The sequence below is a fragment of the Caulobacter henricii genome (assembly GCF_001414055.1).
GTDB lineage: Bacteria > Pseudomonadota > Alphaproteobacteria > Caulobacterales > Caulobacteraceae > Caulobacter > Caulobacter henricii.
The window spans coordinates 1,219,742-1,236,151 of the sequence record NZ_CP013002.1; the positions used below are offsets into that span (position 1 = coordinate 1,219,742).

At 65.8% G+C, this 16,410-nt stretch carries 14 protein-coding genes and 1 tRNA gene; 9 read left to right on the forward strand and 6 right to left on the reverse strand.

Annotated features, from left to right (window positions below):
• Positions 1–4: 4 nt before the first annotated feature.
• The 3 genes from AQ619_RS05730 to AQ619_RS05740 all read left to right on the forward strand — a co-directional run bounded on the left by AQ619_RS05730 (position 5) and on the right by AQ619_RS05740 (position 1,379).
• Positions 5–436 carry a biopolymer transporter ExbD gene (locus AQ619_RS05730; protein ID WP_062145356.1) on the forward strand — a complete coding sequence of 144 codons (432 nt, stop codon included), beginning with the start codon at positions 5–7 and terminating at the stop codon, positions 434–436.
• A 9-nt stretch (positions 437–445) separates the two neighbouring features.
• Positions 446–1,174, forward strand: a complete 729-nt coding sequence (locus tag AQ619_RS05735) for an energy transducer TonB (protein WP_062145358.1) — start codon at positions 446–448, stop codon at positions 1,172–1,174.
• A gap of 128 nt (positions 1,175–1,302) precedes the next feature.
• Positions 1,303–1,379: transfer RNA gene (locus AQ619_RS05740), tRNA-His, on the forward strand.
• Between the two features lie 71 nt (positions 1,380–1,450).
• On the opposite strand, the gene AQ619_RS05745 is transcribed toward AQ619_RS05740, so the two are convergent.
• Entirely contained in the window at positions 1,451–2,689 is a 1,239-nt protein-coding gene (locus AQ619_RS05745; protein ID WP_062145360.1) for an acetyl-CoA C-acetyltransferase, read from the reverse strand.
• 337 nt (positions 2,690–3,026) lie between these two features.
• On the opposite strand from AQ619_RS05745, the gene AQ619_RS05750 reads away from it, so the two are divergent.
• Complete coding sequence (locus tag AQ619_RS05750; protein ID WP_062151316.1) at positions 3,027–5,033, forward strand: TonB-dependent receptor; 2,007 nt, start codon at positions 3,027–3,029, stop codon at positions 5,031–5,033.
• On the opposite strand, the gene AQ619_RS05755 is transcribed toward AQ619_RS05750, so the two are convergent.
• Both AQ619_RS05755 and AQ619_RS05760 read right to left on the reverse strand, forming a co-directional pair.
• Positions 5,030–6,370, reverse strand: coding sequence for an FAD/NAD(P)-binding protein (locus AQ619_RS05755; RefSeq protein WP_062145362.1), 1,341 nt, complete (start codon positions 6,368–6,370; stop codon positions 5,030–5,032). The genes AQ619_RS05750 and AQ619_RS05755 overlap by 4 nt on opposite strands.
• A gap of 153 nt (positions 6,371–6,523) precedes the next feature.
• A complete protein-coding gene (locus AQ619_RS05760) occupies positions 6,524–6,928 on the reverse strand; it encodes a helix-turn-helix domain-containing protein (protein WP_062145364.1) in 405 nt (134 codons plus the stop codon).
• Between the two features lie 214 nt (positions 6,929–7,142).
• Between AQ619_RS05760 and AQ619_RS05765 the strand changes: the two genes are divergently transcribed.
• The gene (locus AQ619_RS05765; RefSeq protein WP_062145366.1) at positions 7,143–8,177 is read left to right on the forward strand and encodes an NAD(P)/FAD-dependent oxidoreductase; all 1,035 of its coding nucleotides are present in this window, start codon (positions 7,143–7,145) and stop codon (positions 8,175–8,177) included.
• 16 nt (positions 8,178–8,193) lie between these two features.
• The gene (locus AQ619_RS05770; RefSeq protein ID WP_062145368.1) at positions 8,194–9,357 is read left to right on the forward strand and encodes an acyl-CoA dehydrogenase family protein; all 1,164 of its coding nucleotides are present in this window, start codon (positions 8,194–8,196) and stop codon (positions 9,355–9,357) included.
• 69 nt (positions 9,358–9,426) lie between these two features.
• On the opposite strand, the gene AQ619_RS05775 is transcribed toward AQ619_RS05770, so the two are convergent.
• Positions 9,427–10,131 carry an energy transducer TonB gene (locus tag AQ619_RS05775; protein ID WP_062145370.1) on the reverse strand — a complete coding sequence of 235 codons (705 nt, stop codon included), beginning with the start codon at positions 10,129–10,131 and terminating at the stop codon, positions 9,427–9,429.
• Between the two features lie 203 nt (positions 10,132–10,334).
• Here AQ619_RS05775 and AQ619_RS05780 point away from each other — a divergent pair, with 203 nt between their 5' ends.
• On the forward strand, positions 10,335–11,201 hold the full coding sequence (locus tag AQ619_RS05780) for a transglycosylase SLT domain-containing protein (protein WP_062145372.1): 867 nt from the start codon (positions 10,335–10,337) through the stop codon (positions 11,199–11,201).
• Here the strand turns inward: AQ619_RS05780 and AQ619_RS05785 are convergent.
• A complete protein-coding gene (locus tag AQ619_RS05785) occupies positions 11,191–12,378 on the reverse strand; it encodes a CaiB/BaiF CoA transferase family protein (protein ID WP_062145373.1) in 1,188 nt (395 codons plus the stop codon). The genes AQ619_RS05780 and AQ619_RS05785 overlap by 11 nt on opposite strands.
• Positions 12,379–12,471: 93 nt before the next feature.
• Positions 12,472–14,271, reverse strand: coding sequence for a hybrid sensor histidine kinase/response regulator (locus tag AQ619_RS05790; protein ID WP_062145375.1), 1,800 nt, complete (start codon positions 14,269–14,271; stop codon positions 12,472–12,474).
• Positions 14,272–14,431: 160 nt separating this feature from the next.
• Between AQ619_RS05790 and spbR the strand changes: the two genes are divergently transcribed.
• Entirely contained in the window at positions 14,432–15,565 is a 1,134-nt protein-coding gene (spbR, locus tag AQ619_RS05795; protein WP_062145377.1) for a SpbR family protein, read from the forward strand.
• A 76-nt stretch (positions 15,566–15,641) separates the two neighbouring features.
• On the forward strand, positions 15,642–16,406 hold the full coding sequence (locus AQ619_RS05800; RefSeq protein ID WP_062145378.1) for an NUDIX hydrolase: 765 nt from the start codon (positions 15,642–15,644) through the stop codon (positions 16,404–16,406).
• Positions 16,407–16,410: the final 4 nt, after the last annotated feature.

Sequence of the window (16,410 nt, forward strand, 5' to 3'; positions counted from 1 at the left end):
TCCGATGGCCGCCAAACTCTCAGGCGGTGGGGGCGACAGGTTTAACGTCGAACAGAACAGCGAGATCAACGTTACGCCCTTCGTGGACGTTATGCTGGTTCTCCTGATCATCTTCATGGTGGCGGCTCCGCTCGCCTCCGTGACGGTCGAAGTAAACCTGCCGCCGGCGGTTGCGAAACAGTCGGAGACCCCGCCGAAGCCGGTCTACATCTCCATCCAGGAGTCGGGCAAAGTCTATATCGGCGACTTTGAAACGACTGTTGATACGATGGGGCAGGACCTCGCGAAGAACATCGGCAGACGCGATCCGACTAAGGAGCGTATCTACATCCGTGCTGACGAGAAGACTCGCTATGGAGCTTTCATGGAGGTGATGAACACCCTCCAGGATAACGGCTTCTACAGCGTGGCGCTCATCGGCCGGGAAGATAACTAGGGGTGGTGCATGGCTGAACAACAAACGCCCGAGCATCGCCGCTACGATCCGCTCACCTCGGACGGGCCTCGACGGAAGAAGGGTCTTGGTGCCTTTGGTATCGCGACCCTAGTCGTGGTCGGCTTGCACGCTGCTTTGTTTGCCTATCTGGCGAAGCAGAAGTTCGAGTCGGTCTTCAAGGAGTACTCGGACGACGCCGTGGACGTGGAGCTTCCGCCCCCGCCCCCGCCGCCGCCTCCGCCGCCTCCGCCGCCGCCCCCGACCAATGAGCCCCCGCCTCCGCCGGCGGTGGTCCAGCCGCGTCCTCCGATAGCGCCGCCGCCGGACATCACGCCGCCGCCGCCGCTGCCGATCCCTCCTGTTGAAAAGCGGGTGGAACAGACAGCGCCGCCGGTGATCTCGGCAGCTCCGCCGGTGGCTACGCCGCCGCCGCGCGCTTCGGTGATCACGCGTCCGGACTGGGCCCGCAAGCCCAGCGGTGATGACATGGCCCGGTACTACCCGGACCGTGCCCAACGGATGGAAGTCAACGGCCGCGCGACGATCTCGTGCACCGTGACGGCCAAGGGAACTCTGGAAGGCTGCTCTGTGGTCTCCGAGAACCCCGCCGACTACGGCTTCGGTGAAGCGGCGCTGCGACTGTCGCGCCTCTTCCGGATGAAGCCGAAGACCGTCGACGGTGCACCCGTCGACGGTGGTGCCATCACGGTTCCGATCGTCTTCCAGGTCCCGCAATAGGGCCAGGACTGACCGGCAAAGATGGGAACGCCCCGGAGTTTCGGCTCCGGGGCGTTTTCCTTTTGCGTGGGCCGTTTCGGTGCTTGATCCGGCTCGCGCCTCCGACTAAAGACACTCCCTCGCGATGCGCCGCCTTAGCTCAGTTGGTTAGAGCGCCGGTTTGTGGAACCGGAGGTCCTCAGTTCAAGCCTGAGAGGCGGTACCATCGCCAGCGACAAAAAAGGCCCCGGCGGAAGCCGGGGCCTTTTCGTTTGTCGGGATCGAACGCGTCGGGTGTCAGAGGCGCTCGATGATGATGGCCGGAGCCATGCCGCCGGCCGCGCACATGGTCACCAGGCCGCGCTTGAGGTCCCGGCGTTCCAGCTCGTCGAGGATCGTCCCGATCAGGATCGAGCCGGTCGCCCCGATGGGATGGCCGAGAGCCATGGCCCCGCCATTCACATTGACCTTGTCCCGGTCGAGGTTCAGGTCGCGGATGAACTTCTCAGCCACGACGGCAAAGGCCTCATTGATTTCCCAGAGATCGATGTCGTCGACTGTCAGTCCCGCCTTGGCCAGGACCTTGCGGGCGGCCGGGACCGGGGCATTGAGCATCAGGGTCGGGCTGTCGCCGATGTTGGCCATGGCCACAACCCGCGCCCGGGGTTTCAGGCCATGGGCAGCGGCATAGGCGGGGGAGGCCAGCAGCACCGCTGCGGCACCATCGACGACGCCCGACGAATTGCCGGCGTGGTGCACGTGGGTGATTTTCAGATCTGGATAGACCTGGTGGATCAAACCGCCCAGGGTCGTGCCCGCCTCATCGATCGGCACGCCGGCCATCATTTCGAACGAGGCCTTCAGCTGGGACAGGCTCTCGAGGGTCGTCTGGGGGCGGGGAAACTCTTCCCGATCGAGGGCGACGCTGCCGTCCTCATGCAACACCGGCACCAGGGCGCGGTCGAAGCGTCCTTCGCGGATGGCCTGGTCGGCCCGCTGCTGACTGACAACGGCCAGTTCGTCGAGAGCCTGCCGGGAAATGCCTTCAAGAGTGGCGATGGCGTCGGCGCAGACGCCCTGGTGGCTCTGCGGGTGCCGGGCGCGGAGGCGTAGATTGCCCGAGTCCAGCAAACCCGGCGAAGTCCGGTCCGCTGTCGCGGCCGTGTAGGACATCATCTCGGTTCCGCCGGCGATCACCAGATCCTCCATGCCGGACATGATCGAGGCCGCGGCAAGATTGACCGTGGTGATACCCGATCCGCAGAAGCGGTCGAGGGTCATGCCGCTGGCCCTGACGTCATAGCCGGCGTCAAGCGCAGCCATGCGACCCAGATCCCCTCCCTGCTTGCCACGCTGGGTGCTGGTGCCCCAGATGATGTCGTCGACCTCGGCGGTATTGAGACCGTTGCGGTCCGCCAGTGCCCTCAGGACGGTGGCCGCCAGATGCTGGGGATGAAAGTCTGCGAGGGCCCCCTTGCCGACCTTGCCGATGCCGCGGGGCGTGCGGCAGGCGTCAATGATGAGTGCTTCGGGCATGCGGCCTCCTCCTGATCTTTGGGCCGCTAAACGCGTCGAGGCGGTGCGGCGGCAGAATGAAACGGGCGGCGCCCTTGGGGCAGTCCAGCGCAAACTTGCGCCTCCCGGGGGCAGGGCCATGCCAGGTCAGGACTCAAGAAGGCTGGCTGCAAGTCCTTCGCTGTATTCTGGCGGCCATGCTGCCTTGGTTCCGTCCGGCGATGCCGGAGTTTCCTTCGAATGCCCCGGGACGCGCGCATCGAGACCATGCAGATTGGGCGGTGACGGCAGGTGAGGGCGGATTCGGCCATTGGCACCGCCATTCGATGCTCGAGTCGGCTAGAGGGAGGAGTTGTTCGTGCCTGTTGATCTGCCGCCGCCAGCCCTGGCTCCTGTCGTCGTGACGGCAGCGCGTTTCCCACCGCGTCTGGGCGATTCCGCCTTTTCCGGGCTGCGGATCAGTGAGGCAGACTTGGCCTCTGCCACGCGGGTCGATGAGGCGCTCAGCCGGACACCGGGCGTTTCGCTCTTTCGGCGCGCGTCCAGCCTGGCGGCCAATCCCACGACCCAGGGGATCAGCCTGAGGGCGATGGCCCCTTCTGGGGCGGGCCGAACCCTGGTTCTGCTCGACGGCGTTCCCCTGAACGACCCCTTTGGGGGCTGGGTGATCTGGTCACAGCTGGCGCCGGAGGCCCTGTCCGGCATCGACATCATCCGCGGCGCGGGGGCCGGTCCCTACGGCGCTGGGGCATTGACCGGCGTCATCGCCCTGCGGGAGCGTGACACCGGCACGGCGGTGGACCTTGCAACGGGACGTTTCGGATCGAACCGGGTGTCAGCGGTCGGCACGGGTCGGGTCGGCAGGGTCCAGGTGTTCGCCAGCGGGGCGCTGGACCGAAGTGACGGCTACAGACCCGTGCGTGGCCCGGCACGGGGCGCGGCAGACCGTCTCGCTGATCTTGATGCCCGCAGTGCGGCCCTTCGGCTCGACGCCCCTCTGGGGGAGACAAAATTGTCCGTGCGCCTGGGCCATTTCTACGAAGATCGAGGGGCAGGTCTGGCCGGTGCCCGCTCGAGGGCCTCAGGCGATTCGTTCAGTGCGACCCTGGTGCAGGATCCGGCACCGACCGGCTTGGGCTGGCGGCTACAGGCCTGGCGGCGTGAGAGCGATCTGGCCAACAGCTCAGTCTCCGTCTCGGCCAATCGCGCCATGACGACGCCTGCCAATGACCAGTATGCCACGCCGGCGACGGGCCAGGGGGTCAATGCGGCCCTGCGGTGGGCCGCCGACGCGTTCGAGGGCGAAATCGGGCTGGACGCGCGCCAGGCCGAAGGCGAGGTGAATGAACGCTTTCGCTATCTGAACGGCGCCTTCACCCGCGTGCGCCGGGCTGGCGGCGAAACGGCGGTCGCCGGACTCTATGCTGAGGGCAGCTGGACGAATGATCGGTGGCTGCTGGCCGGCGGTCTGCGCCTGGATCGCTGGACCTCCAGTGGGGGCCTTCGGATTGAGTCCGATGCGGCCTCCGGCGCAGTAGTCCTCTCCGAGCGGTCGGCGGATCGCGACGGGCAGGTCATCTCGGCCCGCATGGGCTTTTTACGTCATCTGGGCGAGGGACGGGCGCTCAGGTTCGCGGGCTATAGCGGCTTTCGCCCCCCCACCCTGAACGAACTGCACCGCCCGTTCCGGGTCGGCAATGACCTCACCGAGGCCAATCCTGCCCTGCAGCCTGAGCGGCTGTTTGGGGTCGAGGCCGGAGTGTCCCGTCAGGAGCAGTGGAGCCTGCTGGAGGCGACAGCCTTCTGGAACCGGATCGAGGATCCCATTGCCAATGTCACGCTGGGCGCGGGTCCGGCGACTTTCCCGCGCGCCGGTTTCGTACCGGCGGGCGGTGTGCTGCGTGAACGGCGCAATACAGGCGCGATCTCGGCGATCGGGCTTGAGGCGCGCGCCACCGGCAAACTGGGTGAGGCCATCGCAGTGCGGGCAGCCCTGTCGATCACGGACGCCCGGGTCGCCGGCGGCGCGGCGGCTCCGCAGCTCACCGGCAAGCGGCCCGCCCAGGCCCCGATCTGGAGCGGGACTACAGGCCTGACATGGCGTGTTTCTCAGCCCCTCAGCCTTGCTGCCGACCTGGTCTGGGAGGGCAAGCGCTTCGAAGATGACCTGAACAGCCGTGTCCTTGGCGCGGGGCTCAGGCTTGATGCCCGTGCGGACTGGCGACTTTCCCGCTCCGTCCTGGCCTATCTGGCCGCCGACAACCTGCTGGATGAGTCGATGGCAACCTCACGGACAGCGGACGGCGTGGAGGGCCTAACCGCGCCGCGTATGGTCCGCCTGGGGCTGAGGGTGGTTCTGGATTAGCCCTTGGTTTCCTGGGCCTGGATCACGGCCCTGGCCGTGTGAGCCGCCTGCACGCGGATATCCGGGACGGCCGTGACTTCCCAGAAGGCACCGCGGGTCACCGGCCCAACTGCGAACAGGTTCCGGTGCGACGTCCCATCACCTTTGATGAGCCGCCCCTCCTGATCGACGTCCAGGCCAAGCCCCAGGGCGTCGCCGCGCGCCAGACCGTTTGTGCACAGAGAGGCCAGCAGTTGGTCCTTGTGGGTCATGATGGTGGCCGCCGGGCCTGTACAGTTGATGGCACGACCGATTGCCAGGGTCTGAATGTCCCGACGCCCGCGCGGCCGCCAGCGCAGTTGTAGCCCTGTGGCCCCCAAGGTCAGACTCTCAATCCGGCCGGTCAAATGGGTGAGGGTGCCGGTGTCCAAGAGCGTCTGGATGCGCTGAGCGACGTCTGGGGCCAGTCGATGGCGGTGGGCATCCCAATAGGGCCGGGCATGGCGCAGGAAGCGGCGCCGCTGAGTGGGGTCCCAGGCACCCCAGATCGCTGGGGTATAGGGGCGTAGAGCGTCAATGGCTTCTCGCCAACCCAGACGGCGGGCTTCGGATTTCAGCCAGACGAGAAGGGTCGTCAGCGGCGCGCCAACAGGCGGTGTTTGCGATTCGACGGGCGTGGTCGCGGCGTGGGCCAGTGGTGCCAGGCCGCGGCGTGACAAGGCGATCAAGGGCCTGTCAGGAGCGGCCTGGGACTGGCTGAGGGCGACATCGACCATGGTCAGACCAGAACCGATCAGCAGAATCGGCAACGCATTCGTGGCGGAGTCCTCCGGCTCAAGCGCCCAGGGATCTGGGTGGTAGATCTGGCTCCTGGCCACAGGGTCGTCGATTCCATCTGGTCTTGCCGGGGGCGGATTGCCCGGAGCCAGGACCACCGCGTCCACAGCCTCTGACGGTCCATGGGCATAGTCCAGCCGCCAGCCGCTGCCGTCTGGGCGCAGTCCTATGGCTTCCCCAGCCGCCAGTGACAGTCGGTCATCGGCCTCTGTGGCCTCTTTCAGCAGGCCTTGCAGATAGAGGCCGTATTCGCTCCTGCGGGCAAAGGCCCCTGCCTCCGGTCGGTGCCGGGCCAGCCAGCGCGCAAAATGGTCCGGCTCATCGGGCCAGGCGCTCATGTTGCCAGCCCGCACATTGAGCAGATGGTCGGGATTGGCAGTCCCGTAGGCGAGGCCCCGGCCGAAGTTCGCCGTCTTTTCGATCAGACGCACGCGCACGGTACCCGCTCGCAACAGATGCAGGGCCGTCATCAGGCCACTGAAGCCACTGCCAATGACAGCGACGCGAGGGGGAGGGGGCATGTTAAATTCTACAAAAAAAGTAGGATATTGATCCTTGTCCCGGAATTCGCGCCTTGGCGCAAGCGAACGGCGGTCAACTCGTGACTGCTGCCGCAAGACACTCCAGCCTGCCAGATGGTGAAATCCGGCAAGTCAGGGGCTTTGGGTTGGGAATTAATGTGTCTCTTCGACCATGGCGCGGACCAGGTCGACCACCCGCCGCCGCAAACGCCGGTCATCCAGCTTCGGGAACAGGGCGGCCAGTTCCAGGCCTTCTGGGGTGGAAACGAACTCTGTCATGCGTCGGGCAAGGCCGTCGTCCGGGCCGTCGTCAGTTTCCTCAAGGCCCTCGAAGAAATAGGAAACGGGTGCCTGAAGCAGACGGGCGGCGTCAAAAAGCTTTGAGGCGCTAATGCGGTTGGAGCCGCGCTCATACTTTTGGATCTGCTGAAATGTAATGCCCAGGGCAACGGCGACCTGCGTCTGACTGAGCCCCATGACCTTGCGCCGAATCCTGAGGCGGGAGCCGACGTAGAGGTCGACGGGATGTGCCAGGTCGGCGGGGGGCTTTCCGTTCATGCCAATTCATTCCTTCCGGCGGCGCGGACCAAAGCTTCCTGCGGGAGAGCGACGCCACCGGAGACCTGAGGATAACCTCACATCACTGTCATAGTCACGTCTGCGCAGCAGGGCTGCGTCAATGCGCGTCAGGGTGGCACCAGCGGATCGGGTTGGACGAAACTTCTGCCGGCAAGGGCTTGACCTTTGGAAGCCCGGGAGGTGATTGCGCCGCATGGGAGCTTTGTCAGTCGCGCGGATCGCGGTGGCCGGCGCCGGGGCCTTTGGGTCGGCGACAGCCCTGGTCCTTGCGCGCGCGGGATTTGCCGTCTCGGTCTTTGACCCGACATCGCCGGGCGAAACTGCATCGGGCGTTGCTGCGGGTATGCTCGCACCGGCCAGTGAAGCGCTGTTTGATGAGGCCTCATCGCCGCACCTGGCCTTGCTGCAGAGGGCACGTGACCATTGGCCGGATTTCGCCGGCGGCCTGGACCTTGAGATCAGCCGTCACGGTGTTCGTATTGAAGGCGACCCGGCCTGGCTCTCCGGGATTGAAGCAAGGCGCAAGGCCCTGGGCTTGCCCGGCGATCTGGCCGCGGACGGTGCGCTGGTTCTGGCCGAAGACTGGCGACTGGACGCCCCGGCGGCCTTGGCGGCGCTGAGGGCTGCCGCAATCGGCCTGGGCGTCCGGTTCGAGTCGGTCTCGGTCTCCGGCTACAAGAAAGGCGTTCTGAACCTCTCGGACGGGCGCTCGCAGCCCTTTGAGACGCTTGTCCTGGCGACAGGTGCATCGCTCCGGGATGGCAGCCTGGCACCCGAGACCGCTGTGCTGAAGCCGATCAAGGGTCAGATCCTGAACCTGGACAAGGGCCCCGGGGCCGGGGCTGTCATCCGGGGGGCGGGCGTCTATCTTTGCCCCGGCGCATCAATGATCGTCGGCGCGACCATGGAGCATGGACGGGACGATCCCTGTCCTGATCCGGTGGTCACAGCCCCTTTGCTCAAGGCCGCCACGGCCCTGCGCCCCGAGCTGGCTTCGGCCTCCGTGATTACCCGGGTCGGCGTGCGGGCCTCGACGCCCGACGGCTTGCCTCTGGTGGGCTGGAGCGTCACTGCGGGCGTCATGCTGGCGGTCGGGGCCAGGCGCAACGGCTGGCTGCTGGCACCGCTTGTGGCGGATCTGGTCGCAGCGTATCTGACAGGCAAGGACCCGGGACCGGAAGCGGCAATGCTCGATGCGCGCCGTTTCAATCGAGAGCCCGAGGCATAGGCAAGCAGGGGAACAGATGTCCGGATTTTGGCTGACCGACGAGCAGGAAGCGATCCGCGATGGAGTTGCGAAACTTTGCGCGGGCTTTGACGACGACTATTGGCGGCGTACCGACGAAACGGGTCAGTTTCCGGAAGAGTTTGTCGCGGCGATCGCCGAAGGCGGCTGGCTGGGCGTGGCCATGCCCGAAAGCGTCGGCGGTGCCGGACTGGGCCTGACCGAAGCCTCGATCATGATGCAGGCCGTAACCGAGTCGGGTGCCGGCTTCTCGGGCGCATCGGCGATCCACCTCAACATCTTCGGCCCAATGCCGATCGTGAAGTTCGGCACGGATGAGCAGCGCGCCCGGCACCTGCCACGCCTGATCTCGGGTCAGGACAAGATGTGCTTTGCCGTCACTGAACCCAATTCGGGCCTCGACACCTCGAGCCTGGAAACCCGGGCCGAGAAGGTTGACGGTGGCTACAGGCTGAATGGCCGTAAGATCTGGACCACGGGTGCCCAGCGCGCCAACAAGATCCTGATCATCGCCCGTACAACCCCCAAGGATCAGTGCGCGAAGCCGACCCAGGGGCTCAGCCTGTTCTACACGGATCGCGAGAAGATCGAGGCCAAGCCGATCCCGAAGATGGGGCGCAAGGCGGTCGAGTGTAACATGCTCTTCATAGAGGACCTGTTCGTGCCGGACGAGGACCTGGTGGGCGAGGAGGGCAAGGGCTTCGCCTACCTCCTGCATGGCCTGAACCCTGAACGCGTCCTGTTTGCCGTCGAGGCCATCGGGCTGGGCCGCGCGGCCCTTGCCAAGGCCACGACCTATGCCAAGGAGCGGGTCGTGTTCGGTCGGCCCATCGGCCAGAACCAGGGCGTCGCCCACCCGCTGGCCCGGTCCTGGGCCGAGCTGGAAGCCGCCAATCTCCTCGCCTTCAAGGCCGCGGCGCTCTACGACCTCGGCAAGGACTGTGGAGCCGAGGCCAATGCTTCGAAGTATCTCGGGGCCGAGGCCGGCTTCACGGCCTGCGAGAACGCCGTCCTCGCCCATGGCGGCATGGGTTACGCCAAGGAGTATGACGTCGAGCGATACTTCCGCGAGGCCATGATCGCCCGGATTGCCCCGATCAGCCGCGAGATGATCCTCAACTTCATCGCAGAGCGCGTTCTGGGCCTGCCCAAGAGCTACTGACAGGTCATCGGCCGGACCATCAGGGATGGTCCGGCCGTTACCGCCGCCTGGGTCCCGTGCAGGGTCAAGTTACAGGCTGAAGCGGATGGGAATGCGCACCGTGGCACCGTCGATGGTCTGGCCGTCCTCGGTTTGCGGGCTCATGCGGAAAAAGCGCGACAGTTTCAGAGCCGCGTCGCCAAAGCCTTCACCGACCGGCGTCTCCGAAATGATCATGCAGTTGCGAACCGAGCCGTTGGCAGAGACCGCGCAGCTCAGCGTCGCGCTGCCCGAGATTTCGCGACGGGCCGCGCTGTCGGGATAGTAGCGCGCCAGATCCCCGGCCGAGGGTTTGCGTAGCCAGGACGCTCCTGTGATTACCCTGGGCCGAGGCGGGAGGGGCTGTGCCTCCTGGGGTGGATCGGCGGTGAGGGTCGGTGGGCCTGCAGGGCCAGGGGGCGACAGGATGTCCGGCGGCGCGATGGGAAGGGTCACCGGTGGCGTGAAAGGCGTTTGCACGGGCAGGTGCAGGGGAATCGGGTTTGAAGGCGCGGGCTCGACCGTCTGGGGTGGCGGCGGTGGCGGTTCGATCCACGGGGGCTGTAGGGCGATGATGGGATCTTCGACCGCCTCCCGCAGAGGGATCACGGACCTTTGGTAGGCCAGGTAGGCGATCAGTCCGAGATGCACGACAGCGGATGCGCCGAGAGCAAGGACCAGCACCCTCGAGGGCTTGCGAGGACCTCGTGCTGGTCCTGTAAAGCCGGAGTCATGGGAATTGAGCGCGATGGCCATGTTGATCTCCCTTATGAACATTACGACTGTAAGTTCAGATCATCACGGCTTGTATGGGCTGTAAATTGACAATCGTAATCTATCGCCGATAATTTGTACGTCTGTAATTTTGCTGATGTCCGGGGTGCGGCAGTTTGTGCGGCGGGCGCGTCAGGCCAACGAGGTTAATCGCCGATTAACCATGATCGTTCAGGCATGGTCCTATGGCTGTCCAATCCATCCGCAGCGTCGTCGAGTCGGCGATCCAGCGCGCGTCCAGCGCGACAGGGGTCGATTTCACCTTCCTGATGGGCACCGCCAAGCGCGAAAGCGGTTACAATCCGTCCGCCCGCGCGAGCACCTCGTCAGCCTCGGGCCTCTTCCAGTTTGTTGACCAGACCTGGCTTGGCACGCTGAAAAAGCATGGCTCAAAGTATGGCTATGCCCGCTATGCGGATCTGATCTCCCAGGGGCCTGATGGCCGGTTCCGGGTGGCCGGGGATGAGGCTCGCAAAGCAGTTCTGGCCCTGAAGATGGATCCCCACGCGGCTTCGCTCATGGCGGGCGAACTGGCCTCCGATCATGCGTCCTATCTGCGCGGCCGGGTTGGGCGCACGCCGACGGCGGGCGAACTCTATGCAGCCCACTTCCTGGGCCCCCAGGGCTCGGCGCGCCTGATTGAGGCGGTCAACAAGACGCCCGGCGCGAGCGCAGCCTCGATGTTCCCGGATGCGGCCCAGGCCAATCGGTCGATCTTTTATCGCGACGGCCGTGCTGCTACGGTGGGCGAAGTCTATGCCAATCTCACCAAGACGGGCGGCCTCAGCCGTGCTGTCGTTCCCTCCAGGGATTCGGACGTCGACCAGGGCTTTGTCCAGTACGCCAGCGGGCGTCGCCTCGAGCGGCTGCACCAGCAGGAGGCCGTGGTCGAACTGATCCTGCGCGGTCCGCAGGATGCTGACAGCACCTTCGGCAGCCTTGGAAACGGATCAGGCAAGGGCTCGGGTCAGCGCCTGGCCAGTTCGATGTTCTCCAGCGAGATGCTGCGCGTCCTGGCCGAGGCCCGGGACAACAGTCGACTTAATCGGTAGGTCCGGTCAGGGCCGCAATGCGGTCCTCGCTCCAGCCCAGTTCCCGGAAGACAGCCGTTGTGTCCGCTCCAAGCTTTGGGGCTGGACCGCGCGGACCATCCTCGGCTCCAGGAAAACGCGCCGGTCCGGCAGGAGCCCGGAAGGTCCCGCCGGAACCGTCAGGCGTGTCGACAAAGCAGCCGGCCGCTTCAGCCTGCGGGTCGCCCACCAGTTCCCGCGGCGTCTGATAGGGAGCCCAGGTCAGGTCACCGGCATCGAGCGCGGCCGCGACGTCCACATAGTCCATGGCCCCAAAGGCTGCATCCAGCAGATCGACCAGGGCGGCCGTGTTTTCACGTCGTGACCTGGCAGAGGCAAAGCGAGGGTCGTCCACCAGTTCGGGCCTGCCAGCAGCCTCGGCAATTCGCGCCCAGTCCGTCGCCCCCTGGCGCGGCAGCAGGCAGATCCACCGATCGTCCCGCGTCTTGAAAAAGTTGGCCAGGGGCTGAATGGCCTCGCGACGACCCCGGGTCGAGGCCAGTTTTCCAAAGCGCAGCTGGATCGCCATGTCCGATCCAATGGCATAGACGCCGGAACGCAGCAGCGAGGTCTCGACCAGCCGTCCCACGCCTGTGGTCTGCCGCTCGAATACGGCGGCCAGGATGGCCGAGACGGTTGCCAGAGAGGTGACATGGTCGCCCATCCCGGTGCGAATGGGAAAGGGCTCTGCGCCCTTTGGGGCTGTGATTGATCCGACCCCCGCCCGCGACCAGAAGGCAGCCACGTCCATACCGGCCTTGTCTGCGTCCGGTCCTTCGAGGCCGTAGCCGGTCAGGCTGCAATAGATCAGCCGAGGATTGAGCGACCTCAGAGTCTCATGGTCCAGGCCGGCCCGCGAGAGGGCCCCGGGCCGGACGTTGGTCAGAAAGACATCCGCCGTGGCCACCAGGGCCTTCATGGCTTCCCGCCCGGCATCGGCCCGGATGTCGAGCACAACCGCCCGCTTGCCGCGATTGTCGAGCTCAAAGACCGGATTCGCATCCTGTTGCGAGGCGATGGTGTCGAAGAAGCGCCGCATCGGGTCGCCCTCGGGCGACTCCACCTTGATCACATCGGCGCCCCAGTCGGCCATAATCCCCGCTGCGCCCGGCGCGGCGATATAGGTAGCCAACTCGACGACCCGGAGTCCTTCCAGCATCGCTTCCTCCCGCTTTTCTTCTCGTTGCGGGCACTGTGGGCGAGGGAACGGGTTGTTGGAAGGCTTACCCAGCGGCAGTCGGGACCAGAAGGTCTAGGCGGCGGCTCTGCCGGAGAGCGTCAGGCGAGGAAGGGTCGACGCGTCGGCCACTGCCCGGGCCACGCCGGCTACAGCGACAGGCTTGCGCAGGACAAGATCTGCGCCGGCCTCCGTACAGGCGCGAGCTTCGTCGGCGTCGCCATCGATCACGGCAATGATGGGAATGTCGCGATTGCGTCCGTCCATAGCGCGCACCGCCGCTGTAGCCCCGGGACCGTCCAGGATCGGCATGTGGCCGTCGAGCATAAGCAGATCGAACTCGGCAATTCGGGCCAGGTCAGCGGCGCGCTGTCCGTTCTGGGCATGGACGACCTGATGGCCCAATTGCTCGAGAATGGCGCGCAGCATGGCAGCATTCAGGGCGTCGTCCTCGGCGATCAGAATCCGCAGGCTGCGCGGCGTGCCTGGCGCATCGGCTGCCGGGGCGGCCTCTTCGGATGCATCCAGCAGACTGGGCTGGGTTTCGTCGAAGGGCAGGGTCAAGGTGAAGCAGCTGCCGACCCCGACCGCGCTCCGGGCGTCAAGGGCACCGCCCATCAGCCGCGCGAGCTGGCGTGCCAGAGACAGACCCAGTCCGGCCCCGTTGATCCCGGCACCAGTGCGCTCCACCCGTCGGAACGGTTCAAAGGCATAGTCCAGTTCTTCCGCGGTCAGACCTGGACCGGTGTCGGCCACCTCAATGGCCACAAGGTCACCGCGGCGCTCGATGCGGACCTCGATGCGACCGCGAACGGTGTACTTGATGGCATTGCCCAACAGGTTGGCCATGATCTGTCGGGTACGCATCGCGTCGGCCAGCACGGCACCATGGGTACGGCTTTCGAGCAGGGGATCCACATGGATAGCCAGTTCCAGACCCTTGAGCAGGGCATGGGGGCGTTCCAGCAACACGACATCGCGCAGCAGCTTCACCGGCTCGAACGGCAGGGTTTCCACGGCCAGGCGACCGGACTCTGCCGTCTCCGAGTCGAGGGTCGCATTCAGGACGGCGATCAGGTCCTGGGCCGCGTCGAGAGCGGCGTTGAGCTGCTCGCGTGACGGGGCGGCCCGGCCACCCTTGCCGGCTGCAGCAGCCAGGACGTGGGTGACGCCGGTCAGGCCGTTGCGAATTTCATGGCTCAGCGTGGCGACGATGTCGGACTTCGAGCGCGCTGTCCGTTCGGCCGCGTCGAGAACGGCCAGGCGTTCCTCGATCAGCTGTTCGTGCACCTCGGCCAGGGCGTGCTGGCGACGGATCATCCGATTGAGCACCAGGGTCAGGGCCAGGGTCAGGGCGATCGCACCCCAGGCCATGACGCCGGCATGGCGACTTTCAGGAACTGAGAACAGCGCGATCAAGGGGCCTGCAGCGGCGATTGGCGCGGTCACCAGAAGGGCTGAAAGGGATGTCGCGGAGAAGAAGATGCACATGACGGCTGCCGCCGTTGCGAGCAGCAACAGGGTCTCACGCACCGGACCAGCGGCATGGGCAAAGGCGGAGATCTGGGCAACGCTGACCGCCCAAAGCAGTCCGCCCAGCAACTGAACGCGGGCCCGTCGCTTAAGATCTTGCGACCCTTCGCCGCGCAGCCAGCTCACCGCCGCGTAAAAGGCCCCCCAGTTGATGGCGAATATCACCAGGGTGGCGGCCATCCAGAGGGCGTCGTCGGCAAAGGAGCCGACCCAGACAAAGATGGGCAGGCTTATGGCGAAAACGCCAAGTGCATACGGAAGAAGCGCCGTCTGGGCGTCCAGCGCCATGGCGAGGTTCACGCCGCGCATCGGGGGCTCAGTGGTGCGGCGCTCGGCGAACAAGGATCGCATTCCTCGGCTGTTGAGAGCGGAGCCTAGGGGATCACGGTTTGCGCTAGGTTACGGGGTATCGTTAATCCACAGCTTCAAGGTTCAAACAATCATTAAGCCTAACGCGCCATGCTAGGGGTCACTTGCATTCCTCTGGTTCGGCGAACCTCCCATGGCCACCACCCGCGCGGCACTGACCAACAACGATATCCGCATGCTCGTGAAGGGCGCGACGGCTGACGAGCGCGCGCTTGCGGCGCACAAGCTGTGCAGGACGATCGATCGCGCCGACCTGGCTGACGATGAGCGGCAGGTCGCGCATGACATTCTGCGGGTGATGGCCACCGACGCCGCTGAACTTGTCCGCCGCGCCATGGCGGTCACGCTGAAGAATTCGCCGGCCCTGCCGCCGGACGTCGCCATCCGCCTGGCGCGCGATGTCGAAAGTATCGCCCTGCCGATCATCACCTTTTCACCCGTCTTCTCGGACAGCGACCTCGCCGAGATCGTTCGGATGGGCGGAGCCGCGCGCCAGATGGCGGTGGCCAAGCGTCCGAAGCTCTCGACTCGGGTCACGTCGGTCCTGATCGAGTCCGGTACCGAAGAAGCCGTCGCCGTGGTCTGCGCCAATGACAATGCGCGGTTTTCGGACCTCGCGCTGCAGAAGGCCCTGGACCGGTTTTCCAAGTCCGAGCAGGTGCTGCAGGCCGTCGCCTACCGTTCGACCCTGCCGCTGGCGGTCAGCGAGCGCCTGATCGACATGGTCGGGGACCAGCTTCGCGACCACATTCTCAGCCATCATGCCCTGTCGCCCGAGCGGGTTCTGGAACTGGTCGTGGGGGCCAAGGAGCGGGCGACGATCGATCTGGTCGACCAGGCCGGACGCGCCGCCGATCCCAAGGCCTTCGTCCAGCACCTGAACCGCGTTGAGCGTCTCACTCCGTCGCTACTGCTGCGCGCCCTGGCCCATGGCCACATGACCTTCTTTGAGTGGGCTGTCGCCGAACTGGCAGGGGTGCCGCATCACCGCACCTGGCTGATGATCCATGATGCCGGCCAGCTGGGCCTGAAAGCCATCTGTGAGCGGGCCGGTCTGCCGTCGCGCCTGTACGCCGCCTACCGCGCCGGGGTCGACGCCTTCCACGCCATGGAGTTCGACGGGCGGAGCCAGGACCGCGAACGTTTCCAGGAACACATGATCCAGCGCTTCCTGACGTCGCCGCAGACCATTGCGCGGGAGGATTCGGATTACCTCCTGGAGCGCATGGATCGCTTCGCACGGCAGCAGCATGCTGCCACGGGCTGAGCCCTCGGCTGAGAAAACCAAACGCTTGTTCCAAACTTGTCTGGGCAAGCGGCCCTAACCGCGCCAATCTCATGCGATGTCAGAGTCTTCGCCTGAATTGATCCGCCCGGCGGCCACCGTACTGCTGCTTCGAGACGCCCCCGACTTCGAGGTATTGATGGTCAAGCGCCATCATCAGATCGATTTCGCGGCCGGCGCGCTCGTCTTTCCGGGCGGCAAGAGCCACGGCGGTGATGAGGATCCGCGCTGGCGTGACCTGGCCACAGGCTGGGAGGCCGTCGGCGAGGACGGTTCGGCCCTGCGAATCGCCGCCATCCGCGAAGCCTATGAAGAGGCCGGCGTGCTGTTGGCCCGCGACGGCGACGGTGCCTTCTACGAGGGCGAGGCGGCCGTGGAGGTGCGGGCGGCTGTGGCCGAGGATCGGTTGCCCTTCATTGAGGTGGTGGCGGACCTGGGTCTGAAGCTGGATCTGGCGGCCCTGACCATCTTCGCCCGCTGGATCACGCCCAAGCTGATGCCCAAGCGATTTGATACCTGGTTCTATGCGGCGCATGCGCCCGGGGCCCAGCAGGCGATCTGTGACGGTCACGAGGCGGTCGATGCGGAATGGATCGCCCCGGCCCAAGCGCTGGAGATGGCCGCTGCCGGAACACGCAAGGTTATCTTTCCGACCCGCATGAACCTGAAGTTGCTGGCCGAGAGTGCAAGCCCGGGCGAGGCCATTGCACGCTCCCGGGACCGGCCACTGGTCACGGTCGAGCCCTGGGTAGACGGGCAGGGGCTCCGTATTCCGGCCCATGCCGGCTATGGCGACGTGATCGAACCGCTTTCCGCGCTCTAGGAGC